This window comes from Maribacter sp. Asnod1-A12 (assembly GCF_045063735.1).
GTDB lineage: Bacteria > Bacteroidota > Bacteroidia > Flavobacteriales > Flavobacteriaceae > Maribacter.
The window spans coordinates 1,775,629-1,788,562 of record NZ_JBEFNZ010000006.1 but is presented as its reverse complement, the minus strand read 5'-3'; the positions used below and the strand labels follow the sequence as shown (position 1 = coordinate 1,788,562).

The window sequence follows — 12,934 nt, the reverse complement described above, 5'->3', positions numbered from 1 at the left end:
AATGACTATGAAAAATACATATATATTACTACTTACATTATTCTCCTTCATTGCTATACAAGCACAGGTAGATCGAACGGTTATGCCTAAACCAGGACCTGCACCTGAAATTAATTTAGGAGCTCCACAATCATTCAACCTTAACAACGGATTAAAGGTACTTGTGGTAGAAAATCACAAATTACCTAGAGTTTCTATGCAATTATCTATAGATAACCCACCAATATTAGAAGGCGACAAAGCTGGGGTAAAAAGCCTAACCGGAAGTCTTTTAGGCAAGGGTTCTAAAAATATCAGTAAAGATGACTTTTACGAAGAAATAGATTTTTTAGGTGCACGACTTAATTTTGGTTCACAAAGTGCTTCTGGACAATCGCTTTCTAAATACTTTCCTAGAATAATGGAACTAATGGCAGATGCCGCCATTAATCCCACTTTTACACAAGAAGAATTTGATAAAGAAAAAGAAATATTAATTACCAGTTTAAAAACCGAAGAGAAAGATATCAACTCTATTTCAAGAAGAATACAAAGAACTTTAGCTTATGGAAAAAATCATCCTTTTGGTGAATTCACTACAGAAGAAACCGTAAAAAATGTAACTCTTAGTGATGTTGAAGAGTTTTACAGAGATTATTTTGTTCCCGCAAATGCATACTTAATCGTTATAGGCGATGTAAATTTTGAAGAGGTGAAAACTTTAACGGAGAAATACTTTACCTCTTGGACGAAGGCAGTGCCACCAAGCTTTTCATATTCGTCAGCAAAGAACGTTCCTAACACCCAAATTAACTTGGTAGACATGCCTAATGCAGTACAATCAGAAATCACCGTACAGAACATTGTAGACTTAAAATGGAAGGATGACGATTTCGTTGCTGCTTTAATTGCTAATCAAATTTTAGGCGGGTCTAATAGTAGACTTTACTTAAACCTAAGAGAAGACAAGGGCTATACTTATGGTGCCTATTCCTCTATTGGAAATAACAAGTATGGCCCATCTAGGTTTTCAGCCACCGCAGAGGTAAGAAATATGGTTACCGACAGTTCAATTGTAGAGTTACTAAAAGAATTAGAAACTATAACCACCGCCTCTATAACCGATGAGGAACTTAAAACCGCAAAATCTCTTTACTCTGGCAATTTTATAATGGCTTTAGAGGATCCTGAGAATATTGCTTACTATTCCTTAAAAGAAGAAACCGAAAAATTGCCGAAGGGATATTTTAAAACATTTCTAGAGAAAATTGACAAGGTAAGCAAAGCAGATGTAGAAGCCGCCGCAAAAAAGTATTTCAATGTCAATAACGCCAGAGTAATCGTAGTTGGTAAAGGAAGTGATATCCTTTCTAATCTTCAGAATGTAGAATTTAAAGGTAAAAAACTTCCGGTTCTTGCGTATTCCAAAACTGCAGACAGAGTTGAAACACCAGATTACAATGCCGCCGTACCAACTGATGTATCAGCATACTCCGTAATAAAAAAGTATATTACAGCTATTGGTGGAAAAGATAAACTTGAAAGCGTAAATACCTTAGCCATGATGGCCGCAGCAGAAATGCAAGGAATGAAATTAGACTTAAACGTTAAAAAAACATCTAGCAATCAACTTATGCAAGATGTGCAAATGATGGGTAATTCCGTAAGCAAACAAGTTGTAAACGGTGATAAAGGCTATATGGTAATGCAAGGTCAGCGTAAAGATCTTGAAGAAAAGGAATTAAAATCTATTAAAAAAGAATCTGCTCCTTTCACTGAACTTCAATTACTAAACGATGAATCTGTAGTTATAGAAGGTATGGAAATGGTAGGCGATAAAAACACTTACAAGCTAAAGGTTGGAGAAAATAAATCTGCTTTCTTTGATGCCGAAACCGGACTTAAACTACAAGAGGTTACCATAACCGAAATGCAGGGGCAACAAATTGCCAGCACTTCTAACTTTGAAGATTACAAAGAAGTTTCTGGTATTTTATTTCCTTTTAAAATACTACAAACCGTAGGCCCTCAATCTTTTGAGTTTATAGTTTCTGAAATCAAAGTAAATGATGGTGTATCACCTACCGATTTTGAATAACTAAAATTTAATCTAAAAAGAAAAACCCGCTCATGAGCGGGTTTTTTGTTTTCTAATTTATAGGTTAAGCTTATCCTATTTTTCTTATTCTTGCTTCGCCAAAAATCAATCCTTTATCCACTTCTGGGCTACCCATATAATTCACATTTGTTTCTCCGTAGCAAGTTACCTTTAACCTATCTTTTACATGAACCCTAAAATTACTTTCACCATAAGCTGTAATTTTAGTCTCATCTGCCATCATACCTACTGTATTTACTTCGCTCTCTCCGTATGCCCTAAATAGCTGTCTAGCCACAGCACCTTCTCCTATTTCCAAATAACTGCTACCATAGATAGCTACTGTTAATTCATCTATGGAAACCGAATCAAAGTACACTTTTGCCTCGCCATATAAAGACATTTTAAAATCATCGGCATTAAAAAGATTTTTACATCTCACTACCTCTTCCCCTCTTATTGATAGATTTTCCAACTTTCTATAGGTAACGGTTGCAGTTGCCATAGTACCATTATATAGTGACTTACTACCACGCCATTGATCAGTTGAAATGCGTTCAGATTTTGTCACCACTTTGGCACCGTCTAAATACAAACGCAGCGTTCTGCCCTCTACCTCAACATTAATTTTATCTAAAGAAACTTTAGCATTTTCAATAACCACACTTTCCTCTTCCCCTTCAACTAGATTAACAGCTATGTGTGGACTAACAATTAATTTATCAAAAGATTTTACGTTGAATGATTTTTCCTGAGCCTGAATTGCGCCAACAGTCATTGTTACCGCTAGTAGTGCTACTAATATTTTTTTCATGATTTCCGTTTTTTTGATTAGTTCTATACAAAGACAAGTCAAAAATCATTTTGTTACAGTAGATATTACTATTTCTACCTAGCTACTGTCTTTTTTCTATTTACCAGCCATACCCCAAATAGTATAATTAGACCGCCTAACAACTGAAGAAAGCTAATATTTTCACCATCCAAAAAACCCCATAACACTGCCACAAGTGGTATCAAATAGGTAACAGAAGCCGCAAATACGGGACTGGACAATTTTATCAGTTTATTAAACAGAATATTTGCCAATGCCGTACCCAAAAAAGCCAACGCCATTATATACCAAACTGCCTCTTGCATAGCACTATTTCCCACAAATTGCTGAAACACGCCAGAATACACTAATATTATTACCGCAGGAAGAAAGGCAACCCCAAAACTAGCAGTTGTTACAGCCAAGGGGGTTAAATGAGATAAATGCTTTTTTATAATATTGATATTGAAGGCATAACCCAAGGCGGAAACAATGATGAACAATGCATACCAATAATTCTGGTCTACATTATTCTCCATACCAGCCGCAATTAATACTACAGTACCAAACAGACCAATTAAAACCCCTAAAACCTGTCTTCCCTTTAATGAAAGCCCAAAAAGTGCCAGCCCCACCAAAGTAGTGAACAAGGGTGCTACAGAATTTAAAATAGAAGTAATGCCACTGCTTATTTCAGTTTGTGCCAATGCAAAGAAAAATGGTGGAAAAAATGAACTACATAGCCCTGCGATAGTTATCCATTTCCAATCGGTTTTTGAAAGTGTTTTTAAAGACTTAAAACCCAATATAAATAACAGTACCGATGCAAATACAATCCTTAATCCGCCTACCTGTAGAGGCGTATACCCAACCAAAGACCTTTTTATCAATATAAAAGAAGAACCCCATATAAGCGATAGAACTACTAGGTAAATCCATTTTTGATCTATATTCTTCAATGTTGATGATTTTAAAACAAAAGTGAGCTTTTTTCTAAATAAATCAACCTCTTAACTAGTTATTTTTAAAATACAATGATCAATGCATTTTACATATTTGGTATATTTACACTGTAAACATGTTTGCTTTTATCAAGCTTATACAAAATCTACAATTATGAGGTTTAAAATATTAATTCTTTTCGTCACTCTATTTACGTTGACATCACAGGCTACATTAGCACAAGAAGACGATACATTACCTACTGAAGTTATAAACAGTGACAGCAAGACAATCTTAATAGGTATTGATGGTATGGCATGCCAAGAGGGTTGCGCTGATAAAATTTCTTCTAATTTAATGGAGAGTGAGGGTGTTGTTTCTTCCGATATCAGTTTTAAAGATAAAAGCGGACTCATAACTTTTGACCCTAACATTATTACTATGGAAGAGGTAAAGAGAATAATTACCGACACAAAAGTAAAAGATTACGTTTATACCATTACGTCTAATAAAACTATTACTGCTGTTACTCCTCAACAAAATAATTAAGATGAAAAAGATACTTTACACACTTACTATAGCAACATTCTTAACTTTTGTTGCATGCAAGGAAACTAAAAAAGCAGAAGAGCCTTCCAAAATGGAGCATGTCATGAGCATTCATGATGAAGTAATGCCAAAAATGGGAACATTAGGGAAATTAGTAGGGCAATTAAAACCAATGGCCGACTCTCTTGGAGCCGAATCAGTTGAAGCAAAGGCAATGAAAGATCTTCAAGAAGCAAATAAATCTATGATGGATTGGATGCAAGGTTTTGGAGACCGTTTTGACGCTGATGAAATTATGAACGGTAAAGAACTTTCTGATGAAAAGAAAGAATGGCTAAATGAAGAAGAAGAAAAAGTACAACAAGTAAAAGAGAACATCAATTCTAGTATTGAACGTGCTGAAGAGATTCTTGCCAAGCAATAACAAACTTTTACTAAAAGGGCAATTTAGAAAGATCTACATTACCCCCTGAAATAATAATTCCTATTTTTTTATTCTGAAAAACTTCTGGCTGTTCTTTTGATTGTTTCAAAACTGCAGCCACAGTTACAGCACTAGAGGGTTCTATAATAATTTTCATACGTTCCCAAACCAATTTCATAGCAGTTACAATCTCATCTTCGGTAATTCTAACGATACCACTAACAAGCTCTTTTATAATAGGGAAATTCTTATCGCCCAACATTGTTTTTAATCCGTCTGCAATGGTATTCGTGGTATCATTACTTTCTATTTTACCACTTTGCAAAGAACGATAAGCATCATCTGCCTCAAAAGGTTCGGCACCATAAACTTTACAATCATCACCAAAATATTTTACCGCCAAAGCAGAACCGGCAATAAGACCGCCACCACCAACTGGGCAAAATATAAAATCTAAATCTGGTTGCTTTTCCAATAATTCTAACGCAGCCGTACCTTGACCTAAAATAACATCATTGTCATTTGAAGGATGAATAAAAGTTGCTCCCGTTTTCCGTCCTATTTCATCCGCTAACGATTGCCTTGCTTCTACCGTTGGTTCACACTCATAAATTTTACCCAGATACTCTCTAACCCCAACTTTTTTGACTTCTGGAGCTGCATTTGGCATTACAATATGAGCAGTCACACCAACACTTTGAGCCGCAAGCGATAAAGCTTGTGCAAAATTACCTGACGAATGTGTGACTACGCCACTTTTCTTTTGTTCATCGGATAATTGCAGGATTGCATTGGTAGCACCTCGCATCTTGTAGGCTCCTGCTCTTTGAAAATTTTCGCATTTGAAGAATACCTTTGCATTGACTTCCTTGTCAATTAATCTTGATGTCAGAACTGACGTATTATGAACAAATGGAGTTATTCGTTCGTGACAATCTAATAGGTCTTGCTTTGTCATTTTTACTTTGTATTGATATCAATTTTTGTTTTGAAGTTAACGAATTTGAGCTTTTAATTTTTAAATTACAATCATCAACTATTCAAATTAAACAAAACTCATAGCTTTCTAAGACAAAACAACATTTCAACCCTAGATCAAAACGTTTGGGCAAATTCATTTTAAAGGATAATTCAAATAATATACTTTCAAAACCTGAAGACACTAATACCTATTAATAAAATGCTTTCATTGTTTTGTATAAGTTATTATAGAAATGTAATTCAACTATTCTTTATAGAAATGAAAGTACTTTTGATTATTACAATTTCACTATACTCCATAATATTACGTTCACAAGACTTAACTGAAAACTGGGTAGGCAGCAATTACTTTATGCAAGCTACCGCGTGTGACATACGAATAACAACAGCCGTTTCTAACTTAACCAATGATGCAGATGTCTATTTTTATTCTGGACAAATGGGCTGTACTACAGAATCCTATTCATCTAATAGAATAATTAACCACAATGCATTAGCTCCCTTCTTAGAATTTGGCAACAATGGTAAAGGCATTTTAACTTTCAATTTCAACCAAACCGTTACAAACCCTATACTTCATATAGATAGATTAGGTGGCGGATATGGACCTGGTCCATTTTCTAATTCAGCACTTTTAACTTTGTTAAATACAAATTCGTACTTAAACCGACTTTCTGGAAATGGTGAGCATTTTGAAGTTACTTCAAACACCATCACTAGAACACCCAATCAACCATTTGGCAGTAATACCACATCAGAATGTGGTCTTGCAGACGAAGGTGGCGCCGCTGGTTCTGTTCAAATAATGGGTAGTTTTAATTCTATTTCTTTTGAATTTGAATTAAATGGCTCAACAGGTGATGCCGATGTAGTAGAAATTGTCTGGGAAATAATTTGTGATTTCGATGAAGACGGAATAGATGATAGAACAGACTTAGATGATGATAACGACGGTATTTTAGATAGTATAGAACTTGGCTCAAACCCTTTACTTGATAGTGATAATGATGGCTTAATTGATTCAAGAGATATTGATAGTGATGGTGACGGCTGTTTTGATGTTACCGAAGCAGGTTTCACAGATTTAGATGATGATGGTGTCTTAGGTTCATTGCCAAACAATGTCGATCCAAATGGCATGATAATCAATACAGTAGATGGTTATACTCCGCCATTAGTATCATCAACCAACAATACTTTTTACTTCCAATATCATAATGGTCCTACAATTTTACAGCAACCTGTTAATAAAGAAATCTGTGCAGGCGAGGATACCTTTCTTCTCATAGAAACTGAAAATGCCAATACAATTCAGTGGCAATATAGCAATGACAACGGTACATCTTGGTATAATATAATAAATAATGAAACCTTTGATGGCGCAAACACAAATGAGCTAGAAATCAAAAACTCTGACCAGAATTTAAATGGATTTGAATTTAGGGCGGCTATGTCATTTTGTTCAAACTTAACAATCTCAAATAGTGCTATCCTTTATGTATATAAAAAACCAAATGCAGGAGAAGATAACCAAGTGGAGTTTCACCCTACAGACCCTATAGTTAATTTAATAGATTACCTAGGCGGCAACCCAGATGAGAATGGAACATGGAGCCCAGCTTTAAATTCTAACAGTGGAATTTTTAATCCTGAAAATGAAAATGAAGGTTTTTATACCTATACAGTAACTAACGGAACCTGCCAAAGTTCAGAAGCAATATTAGAAGTATCATTACTAGAAATAGATTGGGACGACTATCGTGATTTTGACCAAGACGGCATAGTCAACAACTTAGATTTAGATGACGACAATGATGGTATTCTTGATAGTATAGAACTAGGTAATGACCTTCTATTAGACTCTGATATGGATGGACAAATAGATTCTCAAGACCTAGATAGCGACAATGATGGTTGCTTTGATGTAGTGGAAGCTGGTTTTACAGATTTAGATTACGATGGTATTTTGGGGGATTTCCCAAATGATGTAGATAATAACGGGCGAATTACAAACGAAATTGATGGATATACCACTCCAATCTATTCAAACGAAAACAACGCATTTGATTTTCAGCTTCAGAATATTCCAACAATTACACAACACCCAAACAATGTAGAAATTTGCGAAGGACTTAATACAACCATTTCAGTTCAAATTGCGAATGCCAAAACATTTCAATGGCAATATAAACCACCCAATGAGACCAATTGGGTTAGTTTACAAAATGATGATACCTACAACGGTATATATACCAATACTTTACAGATTAAAAATGTTAATAGAAATCTAAACAACTATAGATATCGCGTTAAGACCGAGTTTTGCTTAAATGCTATTTTTACAGAAAGCGCAGAATTAGTCATATTAAATGCTGAAAATGCCGGTGAAAATGGTTTCGCTGTTTTTTGCCCAGACGATAACCCTATAGACTTAATCCATTTCCTAAACGGTAATCCTGATTCTTCTGGCACTTGGCTTCCTGCCTTAAATTCTAACACCGGTGTTTTCAATCCTAATATTGATAAGTCTGGAATTTACACCTATCAAATTAATAACTTTCAGTGTCAAAGTTCTGAAGCAATTGTAGATGTTGAAATATTACAAACTCCCATCATCTCTAATATTAAAGTAAAAGATTTAAGCGAAAACAATACGATAACAATAGAACTTAATAATTCTGGATCCTTCGAATTCTCTTTGGATAATATATTTTTTCAAGATAGTTCTACATTTAATAACTTAAATGCAGACAATTATATGATATATGTGAGAAATAAGAATGGTTGCGAAACCATTACTGAGCAAGTTTCCATCATTGATTATCCTAAATTTTTTACACCAAATAATGATGGTTATAATGACTACTGGAACATTGAAGGGCTTATTCGCTCTCCATTTAACTTAACTATTTTCGATAGATACGGTAAATTAATTAAACACATCAATAACCTGAATAACAGTTGGGATGGCACTTTCAATAATCAACCAATGCCATCCAGTGATTATTGGTTCAAATTTACCGCAAACAAGACTATTAAAACCGGTCATTTCAGTCTCAAACGATAAGCTAATTATTACATAAAATTACATTCTTATTTTTTCCACCTTAAGGTTTCAATAATTCCTCTTATATCATTCTGAAGGTATGATGCTGCAGGTAAAATAGAGTCATAATTAGGTTTCGTATAAAAATAAACGGAACCTGTTAGAAAATGCTCTGTACTATCGGTCACAAAAAATTGCGATTGAGATGCTGCGTTGCCTTGCACCTCAAATAAAGCGCCGTAGATTCTCTCATCTGGATTTACATACGGTTGTTCTACGATGTTATCTGCCTTTGCAGCATGCTCATAACTAAGTCTTTTAGAATCATTGATCAACTGAGACAAATTACCATTAATCTTCTTATAGCTTAAAAAAATAGCACCTTTCATCTCTGGATAAGATATAGTATAGGCTTGATCTCCATTTGGCTCTGCATTTGCCAGTTGATTGTATTTAAACCTAAAGTTCTCTGTTTCTAAATCCGCCAATTTTCCCTGCGGATACTCTAATCGCATTTTAGCTTTTGGTTTGGGTAGTACTTGCTCATCTTTACAGCTGGCCATCAAAAGAAATACTACTAAAAACGTAACGAATGACTTACTCTTCATGTGGTAAGGTAACTTTTATTTGTTTCAATCTTTTTTTGTCCATCGCTTCAACCACAAAGGTATAGGACTCGAACATTATTTTTTCTCCACGTCTTGGAAAACTACCTGCTTTTTCTAAAACAAAGCCTGCCAAGGTTTCAGATTCTCCTTTATTTTCTTCAAAGAAATCATTATCCTCTAACTTAATAACTCTATAAAAATCTTTTAGAGGTGTTTTACCTTCAAAGACATAATTAAAATCATCCAACTTAGAGAATATTAAATCTTCATCATCAAATTCATCACTAATATCACCAACAATTTCTTCAATAATATCTTCTAATGAAACTAACCCAGAAGTACCACCATATTCATCTACAACTATAGCCAAGTGGTTTTTCTTCTCTTGAAATTCACCCAATAAATCATCTAATTTTTTATTTTCGGGAACGAAATAAGGCTCTCTTATCAAGGTCATCCAATTAAAGGTCTTTCGGTCTAAATATGGCAATAAATCCTTCACATACAGAACTCCTTTTACGGTATCTATATTCTCACCAAAAACCGGAATTCTTGAATACCCATGTTTTTTGATTTCCCCAAGTACTTCAGGAAATTTCATCTGTTCATTAAGCGCAAAAATATCTATACGAGGTCTCATTACCTGTTTGGTATCCGTATTACCAAAGGTTACAATACCCTCTAGAATCTTTTTCTCCTCCTTTGTAGTATCACCTTGAGATGTCAGGTCCAATGCCTGAGACAATTGATCCACACTTAAACTAGATTTCTGCTTACCAAGCTTATTATACAAAAACAGAGTGCCTGATCGCATGGGCAAACTCAATGGAGCAAAAATAAAATCTAACACTCTCAATGGGTATGCCATAAAATGCGCAAAGCTCATTCTATTTCTATTGGCATAAACCTTGGGTAATATTTCACCGAACATTAAAATTAGAAAAGTAGCAACAACAACTTCTAATAAAAAGCGTACGGAAACTATACCAAATAATACTTGGTTGACATTTTCAAAAAGGGTGTCCCCTATAATACTAAACAGTAATACTACTCCAATATTAATAGCATTATTTGCAATTAATATGGTTGCCAGCAACTTTTTAGGTCGTTCAAGAAGTTTTATTAAAATGGAACTCTTAGCAGATTTTTCATCTTGTAGTTCTTTTATTTCGGTCGTAGATAAGCCGAACATGGCTACTTCAGCACCAGAAATAAGCGCAGAGCAAATAAGCAGTACACATAGTACAACTATATTCATTGCAAAAACACCGTTTACAACTAACGTTGTCATTAATAACGGTAAGGGGTCTGAGTCCAATAGTTACTATTTAAATTATATTTAAAACGGTAAATCATCATCCTCGTCTGGACTTGCAGGTGCAGGAGCTGATGCTTTAGATGGCGCTTTACTTTCAATACTTGCTGGTTTCTGAGCAGCAGGAGCTGAACCACCATTATTCTGCATACCTTCTTTCTTGGTAGTCAAAAAAGTAAATTCTTGCACATGTACCTCAGTTGAATATCTGGTATTACCATCCTCACCTTGCCATTGACGATTTTTCAATCTGCCTTCTACATAAACCTTATCGCCTTTACTTAAATATTTTTCACAAATTTCAGCAGCTTTATTTCTAACCACCACATTGTGCCAATCTGTATTTGTAACACGTTCACCAGTAGATTTATTGGTATATGTCTCATTAGTAGCTATTGGAAACCTACCAATACTACCGCCTCCTTCAAAATAATGCATTTTAACTTCATCACCTAAATGCCCAATCAACATTACCTTATTCAATGTACCGCTCATAACTTAAAGATATAAAATTCAAAAGTACTAAAATTTAAATGCTTTGATAAAATCTGCTATTAAAACCGGTACCGGAAAATCGGTTATTTTTTCAACCGGAATCATGTCATTGAAAACGTCATTCGTATAGACCAACCAAAACTTTGTATGTAAATGTTGATGTGATAATTTATGTACTACAGCATTCTCATTGAAACTTAGAACTTCATTAGAATCTATATCATTTAGCACTTCTTTATACCTTATAGTAATATCCTCTATTTCCAATACATCTTTTGATTCCAACAAAGGAAATTGCCATAAGTTTTGCCAAATGCCTTTGCCCGTTCTTTGATTTAGCCTTGTAAATTGATTCCCATCAGTATCCTTATATATAGGTATAAGATAATTGAAGTACCTATTTCGCACTTTTGTCTTTTTTAACTTGACCGGCAAGGCATCTACCAAGCCTTTTTCTAAGGCAACACAACTATCATTTAAAGGACAAAGTAAACATAAAGGCTTTTTAGGAGAGCATTGTATTGCCCCAAACTCCATAATACCTTGATTATAATCTCGAATATTAGCAGGATCCATTACTTTTTGGGCCAAGCTTTTAAAATATTTGACACCACTAGTACTATTAATAGGTGTATCTATACCATAATATCTAGCGAGCACTCTATATACATTTCCATCCACTACCGCCTGTGGTTCGTTAAAACATATAGACGAAATAGCACTAGCAGTATAGTCACCCACCCCTTTTAGTGTTAAAAGTTTCTTATAGTTATCAGGAAAGTTACCGTCATACTCTTCAACGACCATTTTTGCAGCGGCATGAAGATTTCTAGCTCTTGAATAATAACCAAGCCCTTGCCAAAGTTTTAACACCTGTTCTTCTTTAGCACTCGCAAGATCGTTAACAGTTGGGAAATTTGCTACAAAACTCAAGTAATACGGGGTTCCCTGAGCCACACGTGTTTGTTGCAATATAATTTCCGATAGCCATATTTTGTATGGATCAGAGGTCTCGCGCCATGGTAAACTGCGCTTATTTTGATGATACCAATCTAAAATTTTACCCGAAAATGACATGCTCTTTGATACTAAGTTATAAAAGTAGCAGTTTATACACTTAAAATTAACCCATTAGAAAGAAAGATTGAATTTAATTTATATATTTGCAACCCGAAAAAACATACAGAAAATCTAATATTGAAAGATGACGAAAGCGGAAATTGTATCGAAGATCTCAGATAAGCTGGGAATTGAAAAAGGAGATGTACAGGCAACTGTTGAATCTTTTATGGAAGAGGTAAAAACATCATTAGAAAGTGGTGATAATGTTTACCTAAGAGGTTTTGGTAGTTTTATCATTAAAACTAGAGCCGAAAAAACCGGTAGAAATATTTCCAAAAACACAACTATTAAAATACCCGCTCACAACATTCCAGCATTTAAACCTGCCAAGGTTTTTGTAGAAGGAGTTAAGAGCAACGTACACGTAAAATAATTAACTTAAAAAAGAACTTTATGCCAAGCGGTAAAAAAAGAAAGAGACATAAGGTAGCTACACACAAGCGCAAGAAGCGTAGAAGAGCTAACCGACACAAGAAAAAGTAGTTTTATAACTACTTTTTCTTTTTAAAATACGTTCATTGACATAGAGATCCAAAATTTGGATTTCGGCAGATACATATG

General features: G+C 34.6%; 12 protein-coding genes. 5 read left to right on the top strand and 7 right to left on the bottom strand.

All coding sequences use genetic code 11. The features are described 5' to 3' along the window. The first annotated feature begins 7 nt into the window (after nt 1-7). Nucleotides 8-2,077, top strand: a complete 2,070-nt coding sequence (locus ACJJVP_RS07620; protein ID WP_405412329.1) for a M16 family metallopeptidase — start codon at nt 8-10, stop codon at nt 2,075-2,077. A gap of 70 nt (nt 2,078-2,147) precedes the next feature. On the opposite strand, the gene ACJJVP_RS07615 is transcribed toward ACJJVP_RS07620, so the two are convergent. Together ACJJVP_RS07615 and ACJJVP_RS07610 are read right to left on the bottom strand one after the other, a co-directional pair. Beyond that, nucleotides 2,148-2,891 (bottom strand): head GIN domain-containing protein, encoded by a 744-nt coding sequence (locus tag ACJJVP_RS07615; RefSeq protein ID WP_405412326.1) that lies wholly within the window; start codon nt 2,889-2,891, stop codon nt 2,148-2,150. 74 nt (nt 2,892-2,965) lie between these two features. Continuing rightward, nucleotides 2,966-3,850, bottom strand: a complete 885-nt coding sequence (locus ACJJVP_RS07610; protein ID WP_405412323.1) for a DMT family transporter — start codon at nt 3,848-3,850, stop codon at nt 2,966-2,968. A gap of 157 nt (nt 3,851-4,007) precedes the next feature. Between ACJJVP_RS07610 and ACJJVP_RS07605 the strand changes: the two genes are divergently transcribed. Together ACJJVP_RS07605 and ACJJVP_RS07600 are read left to right on the top strand one after the other, a co-directional pair. Next, entirely contained in the window at nt 4,008-4,382 is a 375-nt protein-coding gene (locus ACJJVP_RS07605; protein ID WP_405412320.1) for a heavy-metal-associated domain-containing protein, read from the top strand. Between the two features lies 1 nt (nt 4,383). Next, nucleotides 4,384-4,806, top strand: a complete 423-nt coding sequence (locus ACJJVP_RS07600; RefSeq protein ID WP_405412318.1) for a hypothetical protein — start codon at nt 4,384-4,386, stop codon at nt 4,804-4,806. 10 nt (nt 4,807-4,816) lie between these two features. On the opposite strand, the gene ACJJVP_RS07595 is transcribed toward ACJJVP_RS07600, so the two are convergent. Then, entirely contained in the window at nt 4,817-5,764 is a 948-nt protein-coding gene (locus ACJJVP_RS07595) for a pyridoxal-phosphate dependent enzyme (protein WP_405412315.1), read from the bottom strand. Nucleotides 5,765-6,046: 282 nt separating this feature from the next. Between ACJJVP_RS07595 and ACJJVP_RS07590 the strand changes: the two genes are divergently transcribed. Continuing rightward, on the top strand, nt 6,047-8,854 hold the full coding sequence (locus tag ACJJVP_RS07590) for a T9SS type B sorting domain-containing protein (RefSeq protein ID WP_405412312.1): 2,808 nt from the start codon (nt 6,047-6,049) through the stop codon (nt 8,852-8,854). Between the two features lie 26 nt (nt 8,855-8,880). Here the strand turns inward: ACJJVP_RS07590 and gldD are convergent, their stop codons facing one another. From gldD to mutY, 4 genes are read right to left on the bottom strand one after another with little or no spacing between them, the layout of a single operon-like run. Beyond that, nucleotides 8,881-9,441: a gliding motility lipoprotein GldD gene (gldD, locus tag ACJJVP_RS07585; RefSeq protein ID WP_036157160.1), complete on the bottom strand. Its 561-nt coding sequence runs from the start codon at nt 9,439-9,441 to the stop codon at nt 8,881-8,883. Further along, the gene (locus ACJJVP_RS07580) at nt 9,431-10,759 is read right to left on the bottom strand and encodes a gliding motility-associated protein GldE (protein WP_405412310.1); all 1,329 of its coding nucleotides are present in this window, start codon (nt 10,757-10,759) and stop codon (nt 9,431-9,433) included. The genes gldD and ACJJVP_RS07580 overlap by 11 nt, the downstream gene beginning before the upstream one ends. Nucleotides 10,760-10,780: 21 nt before the next feature. Further along, nucleotides 10,781-11,251, bottom strand: a complete 471-nt coding sequence (locus tag ACJJVP_RS07575) for a single-stranded DNA-binding protein (protein ID WP_299800438.1) — start codon at nt 11,249-11,251, stop codon at nt 10,781-10,783. 27 nt (nt 11,252-11,278) lie between these two features. Beyond that, the gene (gene mutY / locus ACJJVP_RS07570) at nt 11,279-12,328 is read right to left on the bottom strand and encodes an A/G-specific adenine glycosylase (RefSeq protein WP_405412307.1); all 1,050 of its coding nucleotides are present in this window, start codon (nt 12,326-12,328) and stop codon (nt 11,279-11,281) included. 127 nt (nt 12,329-12,455) lie between these two features. On the opposite strand from mutY, the gene ACJJVP_RS07565 reads away from it, so the two are divergent. Beyond that, nucleotides 12,456-12,746 (top strand): HU family DNA-binding protein, encoded by a 291-nt coding sequence (locus tag ACJJVP_RS07565; protein WP_027065813.1) that lies wholly within the window; start codon nt 12,456-12,458, stop codon nt 12,744-12,746. The last annotated feature ends 188 nt before the right edge of the window (nt 12,747-12,934 follow it).